At 70.8% G+C, this 16,858-nt stretch carries 21 protein-coding genes; 5 read left to right on the top strand and 16 right to left on the bottom strand.

Going from position 1 to position 16,858, the window contains the following annotated elements:
- Nucleotides 1-3 precede the first annotated feature (3 nt).
- Nucleotides 4-1,194 (top strand): TIGR03862 family flavoprotein, encoded by a 1,191-nt coding sequence (locus AX721_RS09590; RefSeq protein ID WP_068875792.1) that lies wholly within the window; start codon nucleotides 4-6, stop codon nucleotides 1,192-1,194.
- A gap of 142 nt (nucleotides 1,195-1,336) precedes the next feature.
- On the opposite strand, the gene AX721_RS09585 is transcribed toward AX721_RS09590, so the two are convergent.
- Nucleotides 1,337-2,197, bottom strand: a complete 861-nt coding sequence (locus AX721_RS09585; protein WP_068875791.1) for a TauD/TfdA family dioxygenase — start codon at nucleotides 2,195-2,197, stop codon at nucleotides 1,337-1,339.
- Nucleotides 2,198-2,250: 53 nt separating this feature from the next.
- On the opposite strand from AX721_RS09585, the gene AX721_RS09580 reads away from it, so the two are divergent.
- Complete coding sequence (locus AX721_RS09580) at nucleotides 2,251-3,099, top strand: phytanoyl-CoA dioxygenase family protein (protein ID WP_068875790.1); 849 nt, start codon at nucleotides 2,251-2,253, stop codon at nucleotides 3,097-3,099.
- Here the strand turns inward: AX721_RS09580 and AX721_RS09575 are convergent.
- The 12 genes from AX721_RS09575 to AX721_RS09520 all read right to left on the bottom strand — a co-directional run bounded on the left by AX721_RS09575 (nucleotide 3,080) and on the right by AX721_RS09520 (nucleotide 13,801).
- Complete coding sequence (locus AX721_RS09575; protein ID WP_068875789.1) at nucleotides 3,080-3,817, bottom strand: dienelactone hydrolase family protein; 738 nt, start codon at nucleotides 3,815-3,817, stop codon at nucleotides 3,080-3,082. The two genes, AX721_RS09580 and AX721_RS09575, sit on opposite strands and share 20 nt — an antisense overlap.
- A 5-nt stretch (nucleotides 3,818-3,822) precedes the next feature.
- Nucleotides 3,823-4,635: an SDR family NAD(P)-dependent oxidoreductase gene (locus AX721_RS09570; RefSeq protein WP_068875788.1), complete on the bottom strand. Its 813-nt coding sequence runs from the start codon at nucleotides 4,633-4,635 to the stop codon at nucleotides 3,823-3,825.
- Between the two features lie 76 nt (nucleotides 4,636-4,711).
- On the bottom strand, nucleotides 4,712-4,954 hold the full coding sequence (locus AX721_RS09565; RefSeq protein ID WP_068875787.1) for a hypothetical protein: 243 nt from the start codon (nucleotides 4,952-4,954) through the stop codon (nucleotides 4,712-4,714).
- A 60-nt stretch (nucleotides 4,955-5,014) separates the two neighbouring features.
- Nucleotides 5,015-5,344: a helix-turn-helix transcriptional regulator gene (locus AX721_RS09560; protein WP_068875786.1), complete on the bottom strand. Its 330-nt coding sequence runs from the start codon at nucleotides 5,342-5,344 to the stop codon at nucleotides 5,015-5,017.
- Nucleotides 5,344-5,973, bottom strand: coding sequence for an SRPBCC family protein (locus AX721_RS09555; protein WP_068875785.1), 630 nt, complete (start codon nucleotides 5,971-5,973; stop codon nucleotides 5,344-5,346). Before AX721_RS09555 ends, AX721_RS09560 begins: the two co-directional genes overlap by 1 nt.
- A 61-nt stretch (nucleotides 5,974-6,034) precedes the next feature.
- Nucleotides 6,035-8,152: a cell cycle histidine kinase CckA gene (cckA, locus tag AX721_RS09550; protein ID WP_082765528.1), complete on the bottom strand. Its 2,118-nt coding sequence runs from the start codon at nucleotides 8,150-8,152 to the stop codon at nucleotides 6,035-6,037.
- A gap of 49 nt (nucleotides 8,153-8,201) precedes the next feature.
- The gene (flhB, locus tag AX721_RS09545; RefSeq protein ID WP_068875784.1) at nucleotides 8,202-9,281 is read right to left on the bottom strand and encodes a flagellar biosynthesis protein FlhB; all 1,080 of its coding nucleotides are present in this window, start codon (nucleotides 9,279-9,281) and stop codon (nucleotides 8,202-8,204) included.
- Complete coding sequence (gene fliR / locus AX721_RS09540; protein ID WP_068875783.1) at nucleotides 9,278-10,039, bottom strand: flagellar biosynthetic protein FliR; 762 nt, start codon at nucleotides 10,037-10,039, stop codon at nucleotides 9,278-9,280. Before fliR ends, flhB begins: the two co-directional genes overlap by 4 nt.
- A gap of 18 nt (nucleotides 10,040-10,057) precedes the next feature.
- Nucleotides 10,058-10,321, bottom strand: coding sequence for a flagellar biosynthesis protein FliQ (gene fliQ / locus AX721_RS09535; protein WP_068875782.1), 264 nt, complete (start codon nucleotides 10,319-10,321; stop codon nucleotides 10,058-10,060).
- A 153-nt stretch (nucleotides 10,322-10,474) separates the two neighbouring features.
- Nucleotides 10,475-11,365, bottom strand: coding sequence for a PEPxxWA-CTERM sorting domain-containing protein (locus tag AX721_RS09530; RefSeq protein WP_068875781.1), 891 nt, complete (start codon nucleotides 11,363-11,365; stop codon nucleotides 10,475-10,477).
- 118 nt (nucleotides 11,366-11,483) lie between these two features.
- Nucleotides 11,484-13,037 carry a glycine betaine ABC transporter substrate-binding protein gene (locus tag AX721_RS09525; protein ID WP_068875780.1) on the bottom strand — a complete coding sequence of 518 codons (1,554 nt, stop codon included), beginning with the start codon at nucleotides 13,035-13,037 and terminating at the stop codon, nucleotides 11,484-11,486.
- The gene (locus AX721_RS09520; RefSeq protein ID WP_068875779.1) at nucleotides 13,034-13,801 is read right to left on the bottom strand and encodes an ABC transporter ATP-binding protein; all 768 of its coding nucleotides are present in this window, start codon (nucleotides 13,799-13,801) and stop codon (nucleotides 13,034-13,036) included. The genes AX721_RS09525 and AX721_RS09520 overlap by 4 nt, the downstream gene beginning before the upstream one ends.
- 86 nt (nucleotides 13,802-13,887) lie before the next feature.
- On the opposite strand from AX721_RS09520, the gene AX721_RS09515 reads away from it, so the two are divergent.
- Nucleotides 13,888-14,391 carry a superoxide dismutase family protein gene (locus AX721_RS09515; protein WP_156467097.1) on the top strand — a complete coding sequence of 168 codons (504 nt, stop codon included), beginning with the start codon at nucleotides 13,888-13,890 and terminating at the stop codon, nucleotides 14,389-14,391.
- A 33-nt stretch (nucleotides 14,392-14,424) separates the two neighbouring features.
- Here the strand turns inward: AX721_RS09515 and fliE are convergent, their stop codons facing one another.
- Genes fliE through flgB form a run of 3 tightly spaced genes read right to left on the bottom strand, consistent with a single transcriptional unit; the run spans nucleotide 14,425 to nucleotide 15,620 of the window.
- Nucleotides 14,425-14,745 carry a flagellar hook-basal body complex protein FliE gene (gene fliE, locus AX721_RS09510; protein WP_068875778.1) on the bottom strand — a complete coding sequence of 107 codons (321 nt, stop codon included), beginning with the start codon at nucleotides 14,743-14,745 and terminating at the stop codon, nucleotides 14,425-14,427.
- Between the two features lie 10 nt (nucleotides 14,746-14,755).
- Entirely contained in the window at nucleotides 14,756-15,175 is a 420-nt protein-coding gene (gene flgC / locus AX721_RS09505; protein WP_068875777.1) for a flagellar basal body rod protein FlgC, read from the bottom strand.
- Nucleotides 15,176-15,185: 10 nt separating this feature from the next.
- Entirely contained in the window at nucleotides 15,186-15,620 is a 435-nt protein-coding gene (flgB, locus tag AX721_RS09500; protein WP_068875776.1) for a flagellar basal body rod protein FlgB, read from the bottom strand.
- Between the two features lie 88 nt (nucleotides 15,621-15,708).
- Here flgB and AX721_RS09495 point away from each other — a divergent pair, with 88 nt between their 5' ends.
- Together AX721_RS09495 and fliP are read left to right on the top strand one after the other, a co-directional pair.
- The gene (locus AX721_RS09495; RefSeq protein ID WP_068875775.1) at nucleotides 15,709-15,981 is read left to right on the top strand and encodes a flagellar biosynthetic protein FliO; all 273 of its coding nucleotides are present in this window, start codon (nucleotides 15,709-15,711) and stop codon (nucleotides 15,979-15,981) included.
- Complete coding sequence (gene fliP / locus AX721_RS09490; protein WP_068875774.1) at nucleotides 15,978-16,778, top strand: flagellar type III secretion system pore protein FliP; 801 nt, start codon at nucleotides 15,978-15,980, stop codon at nucleotides 16,776-16,778. Before AX721_RS09495 ends, fliP begins: the two co-directional genes overlap by 4 nt.
- Nucleotides 16,779-16,858: the final 80 nt, after the last annotated feature.

Genomic DNA, 16,858 nt, shown 5'->3' with positions numbered 1-16,858 from the left:
CGCATGGCCGCCGTCACGGTGATCGGCGGCGGGCCCGCGGGCCTGTTCGCGGCCGAGACCCTGGCGGCGGCGGGCCATGCGGTCACCCTGCACGACCGCATGCCCTCGGTGGGCCGCAAGCTGCTGATGGCCGGCCGCGGCGGCCTGAACCTCACCCATTCCGAGGATTTCGAAGCGTTCGCCGGGCGCTACGGCGCCGCGGCGGACAGGCTGCGTCCGCTGCTGGAAGCCTTTCCGCCCTCCGCCCTCGTCGCCTGGGCCGAGGGGCTGGGCCAGCCCACCTTCGTCGGCTCGTCCGGCCGCGTCTTTCCCAAGGCGCTGAAGGCCTCGCCCCTGCTGCGCGCCTGGCTGGCGCGGCTGGCGGATCTGGGCGTCTCCATCCGCACCCGCAGCGAATGGCGGGGCTGGACCGACGACGGCGCCCTGCGCTTCCGCACGCCGGACGGCGAGACCACCCAGCGCCCCGACGCCACCCTCCTCGCCCTCGGCGGCGCGAGCTGGCCCAGGCTCGGCTCGGACGGCGGCTGGGCCGCCTGGCTGGGCGACGTGGCGCCCTTCCGCCCCGCGAACATGGGCTTCGATGTGGCCTGGAGCCCGGTGATGCAGGCCTTCGCCGGCCAGCCGCTCAAGGGGATCGCCCTCGCCTTTGGTGACCGCACCGTCCGCGGCGAGGCCATGGTCACCCGCTACGGCCTGGAGGGCGGCGCGCTCTACGCCCTCTCCGCCCCGCTCCGCGACGCCATCGCGGCGAAAGGCTCGGCGCAGGCGATCTTCGATCTGCGGCCCGAGATGACGGCCGGCGCCCTCACCGCGCGGCTCAGCCAGGGCAAGCCCGGCCAGTCGCTCTCCAACCACCTGCGCAAGGCCCTGAAGCTGTCGCCCGTCGAGATCAACCTGCTGCGCGAGGCCCACGGCAAGGACCTGCCCACCCAGCCCGGCGCCCTGGCCGCCGCCATCAAGGCCGCCCCCGTCCGCCTGACCGGCGTTCAGGGCCTCGCCCGCGCGATCTCCTCGGCCGGCGGCGTGCGGCTGGACGCCGTGGACGATGATCTGATGCTCAAGGCCCGCCCGGGCGTCTTCGTCGCCGGCGAGATGCTGGACTGGGAAGCCCCCACCGGCGGCTACCTCCTCCAGGCCAGCTTCGCGACCGGCCTCGCCGCCGCGCGCAGTGTGGAGGCGTGGCTCGATCGCTAAGCTTGTCATCCCGCCAGGCCAAAGACCGAGACCCCGATCTGATGCGCCAGGCGAGCTCGCACCGCAGCGCGGCGCCTCAAGCTCAACACATCGGGGTCCCGGTCTTCGCTTCGCGAAACCGGGATGACAACGTGGGCGGACCCTACTCCGCCGCCACCGCCTGGGCGGCCGGCCAAGGGTCCACCGTCACCCGCCGCATGTGGCGGCGCTGGCCGGGGTAGTCGTTCAGGGCGAAGTGCCAGACCGACCGGTTGTCCCAGAACGCCACCGAGCCCTTCGCCCAGGCGAACCGGCAGGTGAAAGCCTCATAGCGGCAGTGGTCGAACAGATAGTCCAGCAGCGCCTTGGATTCCTTCGTCTTCCACCCCTCGATCCGCAGGGTGAAGGCCGGGTTCACGTACAGCGCCTTGCGCCCCGTCTCCGGGTGGACCAGCACCATCGGGTGGACGTACTCGCCCACATAGCCGTCGGCCTCGGCCACCTGCATCGCGCCCCGCTTCTGGGCCGAATGGCCCTGGGCGGAATATTCGCGGCTGGCGGAATGGACCGCGTTCAGCCCCTCCAGCGTCTTCTGCAGGCCGGGCGACAGGGCCTCGAACGCCCCCGCCTGGCTGGCGAACAGGGTGTCGCCGCCCCACTCGGGCAGCTCGACCGCATAGAGGATCGAGCCGATCGCCGGGGTCTCCAGGAAGCTCATGTCCGAGTGCCAGCCGCCGCCGAAATTGATCCGGTCGGACGGCTCCTTGATGATCTCCATCACCTCCGGATGGCCGGCCATGCCGGTGACGTAGGGGTGGATGTTCAGCGGTCCGAACCGGCGGCCGAACGCCACCTGCTGGGCCGGCGTCAGGTCCTGGTCGCGGAAGAAGATCACCTGGTGCTCGACCAGGGCCCGGCGGATCGCGGCGACGGTCTCGTCGGCCAGCGGCTGCGACAGGTCCACGCCCGAGATCTCGGCCCCAAGCGCTCCGGCCACGCGGCGGATGTTCAGGCTCTGGCTCATCGGGCGTCCTCCGGTCGTCGTGTTATGCTTGCAGAATAGGGAGGCGCAGCGAGATGGACAAACCCACCGCCCGATTCGACGCCGACGCCCATGCCGCGGAGATCCGCGAGCAGGGCTTCACGGTGATCCGGGACTTCATGGACCAGGGCACGCTTGAGGCGGTGCGCGAGGGCCTGGCGCCCTACATGGGCGCGCACCGGGGCCGCAACGCCTTCGAGGGCTTCAGCACCGAGCGCATCTACACCCTGGTCGCGCGGGCCAAGGTCTTCGAGGACCTGACCGAGGAGCCGCGCATCCTGGCGCTGCTCGACCGGTTCCTGCAGCCGGGCTACCTCCTGACCGCCAGCCAGTCGATCCAGATAAACCCGGGCGAGGCCGCCCAGGACCTGCACACCGACGACGGCTTCTACCGCCAGCCCCGGCCCCGGCCGCCGCTCAGCATGACCGTCATCGGCGCGATCGATCCCTTTACGGCGCAGAACGGCGCCACCGAGGTGATCCCCGGCAGCCATCTCTGGGGCGACCACGGCGCCGGGGGCCGGCCGAACACGGTCGAGGAGATGACCGCCATGCTGGTCCCGATGGAGATCCCGGCCGGCGCCTGCTTCGTCATGGCCGGCACGACCGTCCACCGCGGCGGCGCCAACCGCAGCGACAAGCCCCGCCTGGCCTTCACCAACCAGTACTGCGAGCCCTGGGGCCGGACGCAGGAGAACTTCTTCCTCGGCGTCCCGCCGGAGCGCGCCCGCACCATGTCGCGCCGCCTCCAGACCCTGCTGGGCTACGACATCTGGCCGCCCTTCATGGGCATGGTCAGCTCGCTCCACCCCCGCAAGGCGCTGGAGCCGGGCTGGGTCCCGCCGGTGGTGGCCCAGGCGCCCCCTACCCCAGGTTCCGCCTGAACAGCGCGAACAGCCGCTCCCAATGCCGCTCGGCCGCGCCCTTGTCGTAGACCGGGCGCTGCGGGAAGGCGAAGCCGTGGTGGACGCCGGGATAGATCTCGACCTCCGCATTGGCCCCCGCGCTCTTCAGCGACGCATCCAGCGCCTCCACCATCTCCAGGGGCGCATAGGTGTCGTGCTCGGCGCAGGCGAAATACAGTTCCGCCTTCGTCTTCTGCGCCGCCAGGTGCGGGCTGTCGGGCTTGTCGGTGACGAGCTGCACGCCATACAGCGAGGCCGCGCAGGCGATGCGCTCCGGATGGCGCGCGGCGGCGTTGATCGCGTACTGCCCGCTCATGCAGTAGCCGATGGCCGCCGCCGGGCCGGGGCTCGCCGCCGGATCGCGATCCGCGAAATCCAGCAGCGCGTCGGTGTCGGCCATCACCAGCGGAATGTTGATCGAGCCCATGAGTTCGAACATGCGCGCCCGCGCCTCCGCCTCGGGCAGCGGCGGAAGGCTCGCCAGCTCCAGCACCCCACGCCGGTAGTAGAGGTTGGGCAGCATCACATAGTAGCCGGCCGTCGCGATCCGGCGGGCCATGTCCCGCAGCTCCTCGCGGATCGCGGGCGCATCCATGTAGAACAGGACGATCGGGTGCGGTCCGCCGCGTTCGGGGTGGGCGATGAAGGTGGTGGTCTTTCCGTCCTTGGTGGCGATGTCGACGGTCTGCTCGAGCATGGGGTTCAGGCCAGTTCGGTGGGAGCGATCCCCAATTCTTTGAGCAAAGGCTCGGCGTAGTCGATACGCCCCGTCATGGTCTTCGGGTCGCCGCTGGCGAGGCGGTAGACGGCCTCGGCGATGTACTCGATCGGCTGCACGCGATCCCGGGTCTGGTCGTTGATCAGGCCGTGCACGGCCACCCCGGGCGTGTCCACCAGGCCCGGCGAGACCACGTTCACCGCGATGCCGTCGTCATGGACCTCCGAGGCCAGGCCGGTGGTGAACCGCTCCAGCGCCGCCTTGCACATGCCATACACTGTGCCCCCGCCCCGGCGGTTGTACGGCGGCTTGGGGTGCAGGCCCGCGGGCGAGGAGATGTTGACGATCCAGCCGGCCTTCCGCTCGCGCATCGAGGGCAGGACCAGCTGGCTCAGGTGGAACGGCGCCCAGACCTGGACTTCCATCATCAGGTCGAACCGCTTCTTGGGGAAGGTCTCCACCGGGATGAAGAAGGTCACCGCTGCGTTGTTGATCAGGATGTCGACGGGCCCGTACAGCGCCGCCGCCTCGGCGACCAGGCGCTCCCGGTCGGCGGCGTCGGACAGGTCGGCCTTCACGAACGCCGCCTCTCCCCCCAGGCGGCGGATGCGGTCGATGGTGTCGTGCAGCGTCCCGGGCAGCTTGCTCTCGCCCGCCTCGGCCGTGCGTGCCGACACCACCACCTTGGCGCCTTCCATGGCCAGCCGCACGGCGATCGCCTCGCCGATCCCGCGGCTCGCGCCGGTGACCAGGGCCGTGCGGCCCTTCAGCGGCCCATTGGGGTTCACGCTCGCCATCCCATCGTCCTCCCGTACCGTTCTTTCTGATTGCCGGCACGGTCGCGCGGCGCCGGGCCGGGCGCAAGGGCGGTCTCTAGTCCGGCTTGCGGACGGTGAGCCGGCCCACGGTCAGTTCGTCGATCTCGAGCTTTTTGATCCGCACCGTCCGCGCCGTCACGCGGCCCAGCACCAGCCGGCCGATGGCCAGGGCGCCGACGGCGAGCGCGCCCACGGCCAGGGCGCCGGCGGACACGGCGAACAGGGCGGTGGCCCCGGTTGCGCTCGCACCCAGAGCCGTCGCGCCGGTGCGTTGGGTGGGCAGGGTCTTGTCGCTCATGCCCATACTCCGGTTGGCGGAAGGACGATCCATCGCGCCGCCGCGGGGCGGACGCAAGCGCTAGCCTTCCCGCTTGCGCTTGCCCCGCGCCACCTCGGTGGCCAGCGCCTCCAGCTTGGGCGCCCAGAACATCCGGAAACGGTCGAGCCAGGCGTCGACTTCGCGCATCGGCCCGGCGTCCACCGCATAGATCCGCCGCGAACCGTCGATCCGGACGCTGGCGAAGCCGGCCTCGCGCAGGACCTTCAGATGCTGCGAGACGGCGGACTGCGTGATTCCGAACTCGGCCTGGACGACGGTGGTCATGTCGCCGGACGACCGCTCGCCCTCGGCCAGCAGTTCCAGCAGCCGGCGGCGGACAGGATCGCCCAGGACATCGAACGCATGCATCAGCCGCCTGTGTAGAAGGCCGCGGTGTTTTGCGCCATCCGACGTGCGGTCTCGGGATCCTCGCCCGACGCGATGTGGGCGGCCGCCCAGGCGTCGGCGGAGGCGCGCATGAAGCCCTTCGCCTCGTCGGAGGCCATCCAGGCCGGATCGGTCTCAGGGGGCTTGGCCTCGCCCGAGGCGAGGTGCAGGCCAAGACCCAGGAAGCCGAGGTCCCAGCCGACGCCCACCGCGGCGGGCCCATACTTCCGCCAGTGTTCTCCGTCCAGATCGGTGGCCGGGAAGATGTGCTCCAGGGTGAGCCGGACGCCGTGCCCCTCCCGGGCCAGCCTCACGGTCACCCAGCTCGTCGCCCCGGCGAACTCCCAGCTCAGGTCCAGGGCCTGCGCCGGCTCGCAGCGCAGGATGGTCCCGCCGGCGTTGCCCTCGACCTGATAGCGGCCGCCCAGCCTGAGGTCTCCGCTGACGGGAGAGAACCAGCGCGGCAGGCGCTCGGCGTTGGTGAGGGCGTCCCAGAGGTCGTCGGGGTCGGTGGGATAGACCCGGGCGGCGACCACCGCCTTGGCGGGGCGGCCCTCCCATTCCCGATCCGTAACCGCGCGGAATTCGGCGCCGATGGCGTTCGACAGCATGCCAGCTCCTCCATGAACGAAGGGCTTTCTACAGCTCTGACTTATATAAGTCGAATCTAAATCAGGCCGCCTTCTGCAGTTCCTGCTTCACGCGCTCGGCGAGGGTCTTGATGTCGATGGGCTTGGGCAGGAACGAGACGTTGCGCTCGCCCTCCAGCAGGTCCGAGAACTCGCTCTCGGCATAGCCCGAGATGAACATCACCGGGGCGCTGCCCAGGTACTGGCGGGCCTGTTTCAGAAGGTCGGGCCCCTGCATGCCGGGCATGACCACGTCCGAGATCATCAGGTCGATCTGGCCGGCGTGCTCCTCGGCGATCTCCAGGGCCTCCTCGCCGCTGGCCGCCTCGATGACCTCGTAGCCGCGCGCCCGGAGCAGCTTGGCCGCGACGCCGCGAACCGCATCCTCGTCCTCGACGAACAGGATCCGGCCGGCGCCGGAGAGGTCGCGGGCGGCGGGACGCTTCGGCGCGGCGGCGGGCGCCGGGGCCACGGGCGCTTCGGCCGCCGGGGCGATATGGACCGGCAGGAAGATGCGGAACGCCGCGCCCTGGCCGGGCTTGGAATCCACCGCGATCCAGCCCTCGGACTGCTTGACGATCCCATAGACGGTGGCCAGCCCCAGACCCGTGCCCTCGCCCACCGGCTTGGTGGTGAAGAAGGGGTCGAAGATCTTGTCCATCACGTCCGCCGGGATGCCGGGGCCGTCGTCCGAGACCTCGATCATCGCCTGGTCGCCCTGGGCGGTGGGATAGCCCAGGCCGCGCGCCTCCTCCTGGGTCACCCGGGCGGTGCGGATGCGGATCACGCCGCCGCCGTGGCTGCGGATGGCGTCGCGGGCGTTGACCACCAAGTTCATTACAGCGGTGTCGAGCTGGCTGCGGTCGGCCCGCACATGGGGCAGGTTGCGGCCGTAGTCGGTGACCAGCTTCACGTCCTCGTACAGCAGCCGGCGCAGCAGGACCTCGGACTCCGAGACCATCTCGCCCACGTCCAGGATCTCGCGCTGGACGGTCTGCTTGCGCGAGAAGGCCAGCAGCTTGCGGACCAGGTCGGCGGCCCGCATCGACGTCTGCTTGATCTCGTTGAGGCCCTCGTAGGACGGATCGCCCACCGGGTGGCGCGTCGACAGCACGTCCAGTTGCATCAGGATGGCGGTCAGGAGGTTGTTGAAGTCGTGCGCCACCCCGCCGGCCAGCTGGCCGATGGCCTGCATCTTCTGGCTCTGGGAGAGCTGCAGCTCGACCTGCTTCTGGTCCGAGACGTCCACCAGATAGGCCACCCAGCGGCCTGGGCTCTGCGAGAGGTAGAGGTGCGCGATACGCGTCGGGTCGTGCGCCAGGCGCACCTCCAGCGGCGCGTGCCCGTCCCGGGCCTCGCTGAGGCGCAGGGCGGCGTCCAGCCGGCTGGTGGGCTCGATGAGATCGCCGAACACCTGGCCGGGCTCGCCGCCCTTGGCCACCGCGGCCAGGGCGGGGTTGGCCTCGATGATCTTGGCTTCGAACGGGTCCTCGCCCTCCAGCAGCGCCGCCCCGAACGGCGAGGCGGCGGCGAAGGCGTCCAGCACCTTGGGCGGCGGCGCCTTGGCTCCGGCCACGGCGTTCAGCACCTCCATGGCGGAAGACGGCAACGCCAGGGGGCCGGTCCCGCGACCGGTCAGGCGCACCAGGAACCGGCGCGGCCCCAGCGGCGAGACCAGCGCCTCGCGCTCCTGGCCGCCGGTCTTGACCATCGCCCGTCCAAGCTCGCCGCGGCGTGCGGAGGCCAGGGCGCCGAACAGGCTGGAGGCGGCCGCCCCGCTCTTGGGCAGCCGGGGGGCCGTGCCCATGGCCTCGCGCCAGGCCGGGTTGGTGGTCAGCAGCCGCCCGTCCGGCGCCGCGACCGCCGACGGCTCGCCCAGGGCCGACAGGAAGGCCTCGGCGCCCGCCTCGGTCTCGGCCGGCGTCTCGACCGGCCCCCGCAGCACGAAGAGGCCCAGGCAGCAGACCCCCGCCAGGCCCACCAGCAGCATGGTGCCGGCCAGGGTTTCGAGACCCGCGTTGAGGGCGGGCGCGAAGGCGAAGGCGGCGGCCAGCAGGAAGAAGAACACCGCGAGCGCGATGAACGGATCGACCTTCGAAGGCTTGGACGAAGGCTCGGCCATGGGCAGCGTCAGCGCCTCTCGCGAATCGTTGGTCTGCATTGTGTCACAACGGTTTACGGCGTCAGGGGGCAAAGTCGGCGAACCGCCTCTACCGGTGGGCGGCGCGGCGCTTCCCCGCGCCCAGGATGAAGCCGATGATCTTGGCCACGGCCTCGAAATGGGCCGGCGGGATCATCTCGTCGATGTCGACGGCGGCGTAGAGCGCCCGCGCCAGCGGCGGGTCCTCGATCACCGGCACGCCGGCCTCCTCGGCGACGGCGCGGATCTTCAGGGCCAGGCTGTCCAGCCCCTTGGCCACGCACATCGGCGCGGCGGTCTCGCCCTGCTCGTACTTCAGCGCCACCGCGTAGTGGGTCGGGTTCATGACCACCACGGTGGCCTCGGGCACCGCCTGCATCATCCGTCGGCGCGCGCGCTCATAGCGGAGCTGCTTCTGGCGCGCCTTCACGTGCGGGTCGCCTTCGCTGTTCTTGTAGTCCTCCTTGACCTCCTCCTTCGTCATCTTCTGGCGCGTGAGGAAGCGCTGGCGCTGCCAGAACCAGTCGCCGCCCGCCACCAGCAGGCTCAGGCCGACCACCGCGAACAGCAGCCGGTTCAGGACGTCGAGGCAGAACGGCAGGATCGCGCCCACGTCCAGGGCCGACAGCGAGGAGAACTTCGGCACCACCGGCTTCAGGATCCACCAGGCGAGGATCGCGATGACCGTCACCTTCACCAGGGACTTGGCGAACTGCATCAGGCCGTCGGGTCCGAACATCCGCTCGAAGCCCTTCTTCGGCGAGATCTTCGAGAATTCCGGCTTCAGCTTGTCGGGCGTGAACCGCAGGCCGGTCTGCATGAGGCTGGCGCCCGAGCCGGCGACGGCGGCGGTCAGCAGCACCATCAGCAGCGCCGGCGCGCCGGCCATCATCGCATAGCGCAGGATCTCGACCCCGCCGCGGCCCTCCAGCGACATGTCGGCGGGATGGGCGAAGAACGGCAGCAGGCGATGGGCCAGGTTCTGCGCCATCCAGCCGCCGCCCATCACCAGGACACCCGACACGGCGGCGAGGACCGCGAACGGCCCGAGGTCCGGCGTCTTGATCCCATCGCCCTTGGCCTTGGCCTTCTCGAGCTTCTGGGGTGTCGCCTCTTCTGTTTTTGACTCTTTTTCGGGCGCGTCGCTCATTGGCCGGCGAACGTCCCGGCCAGTTCACGGAAACGGTCGATCCAGACCATGCCGATGACGCCCAGGCTGAGGGCGAAGATCGACAGGCCGCCCAGCACCATCAGGGGCGTGGCGGCGAAGAACACCTGGAACTGCGGCATCACCCGGCCGACCAGGCCCGTGGCGACGTTGAGGATCAGCGAGAACACCACCACCGGCGCGGCGAGCTGCAGGCCCAGGCCGAACGAGCGGCTGACGGTCTGCACCGCCAGCTGGCCCGCGTCGGCGACGGGGATGTCGCGGGCGAAGGGGAACAGCTCGAACGAGTTGACGATGGCGGCGATGAACAGGTGGTCGAGGTTGGTGGCGAAGATCAGCACGATGCCGATCATGCCGAGGAAGGTGCCCAGCGACGTCGAGGGCTGGGCCTGCATCGGATTGGCCGTCTGCGAGAACGAAAGGGTCGTCGCCATCGAGACGATCTCCCCGGCCGCCGAGAGCGAGGTCATGAAGAGCCGCAGGATGGCGCCGATCATCAGGCCGATCAGGACCTCCTTGATCACCGCCAGCCCCAGGTCGGCCGCGCCGCTGGGGATCGGCGGGACCGCGCCGCCGATCAGGGGGAAGATCATCAGGGTGAAGGCCAGGGCGAACGACAGCCGGATGCGCGGCGGCACCAGGGTCTCGCCCAGGCCGGGCAGCAGCATGATCACCGCGCCGATCCGCGCGAAGACGAGGCCGGCGGCGAAGACCTGCTGGGCGGTCGCGTACGACTCCACGGGGCCGGACCTCCCCGCCTACATGCCCGCGATGCGGGCCGCGATGTTGCGCATGAAGCCGCTCATCAGCGCGCCCATCAGGGGCATGAAGACCAGCAGCGAGACGAAGATGGCGACGATCTTCGGGGCATAGATCAGGGTCTGTTCCTGGATCTGGGTCAGCGCCTGGAACAGGCCGATGCCCACGCCCACCACCAGGCCGACCAGCATGACCGGCGCGCAGAGCTGGATGGTGAGCCAGATGGCGTCGCGCCCGACGTCCAGAACCTCGGCGCCGCTCATGGGAAACCTCTTCGGGAAGACTCGCCGGACGGAACCTCCCGCCGACGCGCCAATCTCCCCCGACATGGTTAACAAAGGGCTAGAGGCCATTAACGAACGGACCCCCGGCGAGGCTCGCCGGGGGTCCGGATTGTCGCAGCCGGGTGGGCTGGATCAGGCCAGCGCGGCCTGCCGGCGGCGCAGCATCCCGCCCAGGCCGAAGAAGCCCAGCAGCATCATCGCCCAGGTGGCCGGCTCGGGAACGGCGGCGCTCATCGCCGCGCCCATGGTGGCGCTGACCGACCCGTCCTGGCTCACGGCGGCCAGGACGTTGCCGGCGCCGGCGCCCAGGGTCTGGGCGATCAGCTCGTCCCGGCTCTGGCCCACGGCGCCCAGGCCGTAGAAGTAGGTGAAGCTGCGGCTCTGGCCCGCGCCCAGCACGCCCAGGTTCAGGCGGATCGCCGCGCCGTTGTCGCCGGTCTCGTCGCACCCGCCGTCGCAGGGGCCCAGGAAGGCGCCGCTCAGCGGCGACGGATCCTCGAAGCCGAAGAAGCCGCTCTCGAAGCCGCCCGGACCGTAGACGCCGGACACGTTGTCCGTCTCCGGCTCGAGAGCGCTGGCGTCGAAGTCCACTACCCGCTGGAAGAGGGCCGAGAGGTCGCCGCCCGTGGTGTTGGTGACCTGGGTGACGATGCCGAGGATGTTCGGCGCCACGAACTCGAACGACTGGGTCACCAGGAAGCCGCCGTCGGTCAGGACGCTCACCAGCGCGCTGTCGGCGGTGAAATCGAAGCTGCCCGCCGTGACGCCGCTGACGCCATAGAACTCCAGGTCAGCGTAGTCGGCGTTGAGGCCCCAGGCCTCGCGCGCCGTGCCCGGGCTGATCACGTCTGCGCCGTCGGCGTCGCGGCGGAAGCCCACGCCGGAGTCGTACAACTGGCCGTATTCGTTGATCCCCACGCTGAACTGGCCGTTGCTGATCACCACGGCGCCCGCGGGGCCGGCGACAGCCGCCGACACCAGCGCCGCCAGCGCGGCCCCGGCCGCCAAACTCTTGAACTTCATAGACGATCCCCCAACGACGGGCCGCGGCCCGCATAAACACTTCGTTTACCCTACAACGGCGGCGTGACGCTTCGGCAACAGGGTTCGCGCCTCAGGCGTAGATGTCGCGGGCGGCGCCTCAATTCCCGGCGACGAGCCGCTCCAGGGCCCGGGCCGCCTCGGCGGGCGTCACTTTCCCGGCGTCCCGGTCGACGCTGTAGTTCGCCGCCCGCATGGCTTCGACGGGCACCGCCCCCACCAGCGGCCGCAGCGCCTCCACCAGCCGCGGGTCGGCGGCCGCCTTCGGCGAGACCAGGATCACGGCGTCGTAGGGCGGGATCGCGCCCTTGGGGTCGGACAGCACCACCAGCCGGTCGGCGGCGATCCGGCCGTCCGACGAGAAGGCGCTGATCACGTCGGCCTCGCCGCCCGCCAGGGCCCGGTACATGAAGGTGGGCTGGAACGACCGCTCGGACCGGAATGCAAAGCCGTAGGCCGCGTCCACCGCCCGCCATTCCGGCCGCGAGAGGAACTCCAGGTCCGAGCCCAGCTTCAGCCGCGGCGCCTCGCGGGCCAGGTCCGCCAGGCTCGCGATCCCCAGCGCCCGCGCCCGGTCGGGCCGCATCACGAAGGCGTAGGCGTTCTCGAAGCCCAGCGACCCCAGCACCAGCACCCCGTCCCGCCGCTTCAGCTCCGCGGTGAGCTGGTCCAGCACCGCCTTGCGGCCCGGATTGTCCGCCCGCCCCAGCACGTTGGTCCAGAGGGTGCCGGAATAGTCGACGTAGACGTCGATCTCGCCCGCCGCCAGGGCGCGATAGGCCACGGCCGAGCCCAGGTCCTCCTTGCGCGAGACCGCCGCCCCCGCCCGCTCCAGCCGCCCGGCGATCAGCTCGGCCAGGATGTACTGCTCGGAGAAGTTCTTGGCCCCCACCGTGTAGGCGGCGGCGTGGCCGAAGCTGGCCAGCGGCGCCAGGGCGACGCCGGCCCCGATGGCCAGGCCTGCCAGCCCCGCGGCCACGAACGCCGGCCGCCGCGTCCGCGCGCCCGTCTCCACCAGCCCCAGAAGCTGGTCGGCCGTCAGGGCCAGCGCCGCCGAGGCCGCGCAGCCGAACAGCACGAACACCCAGTTCTCGGTCTGCAGCCCGGCGAAGATGTAGTTGCCCAGGCTGGTCTGGCCCACGGGCGTCGAGAGCGTGGCCGCCCCGATGGTCCAGACCGCGGCCGTGCGCACCCCCGCCATGATCACCGGCGCCGCCAGGGGCAGCTCCACCTGCAGCAGCTTCTGGCGCGAGGTCATGCCGACGCCGTCGGCCGCCTCGGCGATGGCGGGATCGACGCCGGTGATGCCCGCCACCCCGTTCCGCAGGATCGGCAGCACGGAATAGAGGGTCAGGGCCAGCAGCGACGGCAGGAACCCGAGCGCCGAGAACCCCCGCCCCACCAGCGCCTCCGACAGGGCCGAGAGCGCCAGCAGCAGCGGATAGAACAGCGCCAGCAAGGCGAGGCTCGGGATGGTCTGGATCAGGCTGGCGAAGGCCAGCACCGGCCAGCGCAGGCGCGGGCTCCGCGCGGCGGCCACCGCCAGCGGCAGGCTGATGGCCAGCCCCAGCGCCAGGGCGCTGAGGCTGAGCAGCACGTGCCAGCCGAGATACTCGGGCAGCAGGTCGAAGGCGGCCGCCAGCGGGCCGCTCACGCGCCCAGCCTCTCGGCCAGCCGCCGGGCCTGGCGCTTCGGCGCCTCCAGCAGCGCCAGCACATCGGGATCCGTGCTCCCCGCCAGCAGCGCCGCCGGCGCGCCGTCGGCCAGGATCCGCCCCGCCTTCAGCACCACGATGCGGTCGGCCAGCAGCACCGCCTCGGCCATGTCGTGGGTCACCATGATCGTGGTCAGGCCCAGGCGCTCGTGCAGCGCGCGGTAGTCGGCGCCGAGGGCGTCGCGGGTCACGGGATCGAGGGCGCCGAACGGCTCGTCCATCAGCATCAGCTTCGGCTCGGCGGCCAGCGCGCGCGCCACGCCCACCCTCTGCCGCTGGCCGCCGGACAGCGCCGCGGGGGGCCGTTCCGCCACGCCGGGCGGCAGGTCGACCAGGGCCAGAAGCTCGGCCGCGCGGGCGGCGACGCGCGCCTTGTCCCAGCCCAGCAGGCGCGGCGTGACCCCGATATTCTCGGCGACGCTCAGGTGCGGGAACAGGCCCACCTCCTGGAAGACATAGCCGATCCGCCGGCGCAGCAGGTGCGGCGGCGCCGTCGCCACGTCCTCGCCGGCCACCTGGATGCGGCCGGCGTCGGGCCGCACGAGCCCGTTGATCGTCTTCAGGAGGGTGGTCTTGCCGGAGCCCGACCCGCCCACCAGGGCCACGAACTCGCCCTCGCCGACCGACAGGCCGACCTCGTCGAGGGCCGCGTGGCCGCCATAGCGCTTCGACACGCCTGCCAGTTCGATGATCGCTGCGGCCATGGCCGAGGCCTAGCACCTCGCGAGGGGTTGGGGGAGCCGTCGGGCAGGACTAGACGTTAGCCTCCCGTTCAAACCGGAGTCGCCCCATGTCCCCTCGCCTGCTCGCCCTGACCGCCGCCGCCGCCCTCTGCGCCTCGTCCGCCACCGCCCAGGCGCCCCAGGCCGTGGCCGAGCTGAAGAACGGGGCGGGCCAGGCGATCGGCAAGGTGACCCTCGTCGAGGCGCCGAAGGGCGTGCTGCTGAAGGTGGAGGCCAAGGGCCTGACGCCCGGCTGGCACGGGCTGCACTTCCACGAGAAGGCCGACTGTTCCAAGTCCGACTTCACCTCGGCGGGCGGCCACACCCACGGCGGCGGCGAGCGGGTGCACGGCCTGCTCAACCCCAAGGCCAACGAGACCGGCGACCTGCCGAACCTCTACGTCGCCGCGGACGGGACCGGCGTGACCGAGGTCTTCTCCTCGCTCACCACGCTCGCGGCGCTGAAGGACGCGGACGGCTCAGCCGTGCTGATCCACGCCGGCGCCGACGACCACCAGAGCCAGCCGATCGGCGGCGCGGGCGCCCGGGTGGGCTGCGCCGAGATCAAATAGGCCCTTCCCTCCCTTGATGGGGAGGGCAAGCCGTCAGATCGGCATCCGCATGATTTCCTGGTAGGCCGAGATCACCTGGTCGCGGACGGCCATCACCGTCTCCAGGCTGGCTTCGGCCGCCGAGATCGCGGTCACCACGTCGATCAGCTCGGTCTTGCCGGCCACCTGCGCGGCCATCTGGTGTTCGGCGTGCTTCGAGGCGTGGACCGCGTCGGTCATGGCCGACTTCAGCACGTCGGCGAACCCGCCGCCCTGCGGCAGGGCCTGGGCCCCGGTGGAGCCCACGCTGTCGCCCACGCCCATGCCCTTCTGGGTGGCGGCGTAGGCCTTGGCGGCGGCAAGCGGCGTCATCATCGGTCAGGCCCTACTTCTTCAAGAGATCGAGGGTGCGCATCTCCATGGAGCGCGCCGTCTCGATGACGTTCAGGTTGGCCTCGTAGGCTCGCTGCGCCTCGCGCATGTCCATGGCCTCGACCAGGCTGTTCACGTTGGGCAGCTTCACATAGCCCTTGGCGTCGGCGGACGGGTGGCCGGGGTCGTACTCCTGGCGGAAGTCCGACTGGTCGGGCTCCACCTTGGCCATCTTGACGCCCTTGGCGCCGGCCACCTTGGTCGGCTCGAACACCGGCGCCTGGCGGCGGTAAGGGTCGCCGCCGGCGGTCCGCGACGTCGAGTTCGCGTTGGCCAGGTTCTCGGCGATGATCCGCATCCGCGCCTGCTGGGCGCGCAGGGCCGAGGCCGCGACGGCCTGGGCGATGCCGGAAACGGGTTTGATCTCGGGCATCTAGTCTCTCCTAGCCGCCGGGCCGGCGCGCGGCCATGCGCAGGAGGTTCATGGACTTCTGATAGAAGCTGATGGCGGCGTCGTAGTTCATCCGCGCCTCGCTCATCTTGATCATCTCGTCCTCCAGGACCACGGCGTTGCCGTTCAGCGTGGTCTCGGAGTCGGGGCTCTTGATGGTCTTGTACTGGGCGCCCAGGCCGCGCCGCTCGTTCTTCGGCGCCATGTGTCCCGCCTGGGTCGCGGCCATCATCGGCAGGCCGCCGATCCCTTGCGCCTTCTTCTGCGCCTCCATCCGGGCGTCGAAGCTGAAGGGCTTCAGGTCGTTGGGGACGTATTTCGCCGTGTCGCCATTGGCCACGTTCTCCGCGATCACCTTCTGGCGCTCGGTGAGGTAGCCCATGCGGCCCCGAAGCATCGAGAAGAGCGGGATTTCGGCCAGGTTCATGGGACCTGATCCTTAATCAACAGGGTTAATCCGCGCTTAAGAGACTCAAGGGCGAATGGGCGCGTATCCGCCGCCAGAAGCGTCGCCCATGGACCTTTCCAATTTCCTCAGAGCCGTCTTCGCCCTGGCCCTCACCCTGGGGCTGATCGGCCTCGCGGCCATCGCGCTGCGCAAGTACGGCCCGGACGCCATGGCCCGGCTGGCCAGCCAGCGCAAGGACCGCCGCCTGAAGGTGGTGGAGAGCCTGGTGCTGGACCCGGCCCGGCGCATCCTGATCGTCGAGTGCGACGGGCGCGAGCGCCTGATCCTGCTGGGCGAAGGCCGGCTGCTGAGCGACCTGCCCTCCCGGGACGCCCCGTGATGCGCGAGCTTTGGAAGGCGGTCCGGACGCTCCCCGCCGAGGACTGGCGCCGCGCCGGCCTCATCGCGGCCATCACCACCGCGGCGGCCATGATCCTGCCGGCCGCCGCCGTGGCCCAGACGCTGAACGTCAACCTCGGCACGGGCGCCGGCCTCACCGAACGGGTTGTCCAGCTGGTGGGCCTCCTGACGGTGCTGTCGCTGGCGCCGTCGATCATGATCATGACCACCTCGTTCGTGCGCATCGTGGTGGTGCTGTCGCTGCTGCGCACGGCGCTCGGCCTGCAGCAGAGCCCGCCGAATGCGGTGATCATCTCGCTCAGCCTGTTCCTCACCGCCATCGTCATGGGGCCCACGTTCGAGCGGTCCTACAACGAGGGAGTCCGCCCCCTGCTGGAACAGCAGATGGAGCTGCCCGCCGCCTTCGACGCCGCGGGCGGGCCGCTGAAGCAGTTCATGCTCAGCCAGGTGGACCAGGACGACCTGGGCCTCTTCATGCGCCTGTCCCGGACCCCGCGCCCGGCCAACATCCAGGACATCCCCATCCGGGTCGTCACCCCCGCCTTCATGATCTCCGAGCTGAAGCGCGCCTTCGAGATCGGCTTCCTGCTGTTCGTCCCCTTCCTGGTCATCGACCTGGTGGTGGCCAGCGTCCTGATGAGCATGGGCATGATGATGCTGCCCCCCGTGGTGGTCAGCCTGCCCTTCAAGCTGATCTTCTTCGTCCTGGTCGACGGCTGGCGCCTCGTCTGCGGCAGCCTGGTCGAAAGCTTCCAGCGCGGCGCCGGCGGGGGTTAGGCGCGCTGGAAGCGGACCCCGCGCTTCACCTCCCCCGCGAAGCGGCGGGAGGGGGACCGCGGGCCGAGGGCGGCGTAGCC

The sequence above is a fragment of the Phenylobacterium sp. CCH9-H3 genome, assembly GCF_001557235.1.
In the GTDB taxonomy this organism is placed as follows: Bacteria; Pseudomonadota; Alphaproteobacteria; order Caulobacterales; family Caulobacteraceae; genus Phenylobacterium.
The sequence above is the reverse complement of the archived record's forward strand: the minus strand, read 5'-3'. Positions and strand labels throughout refer to the sequence as shown.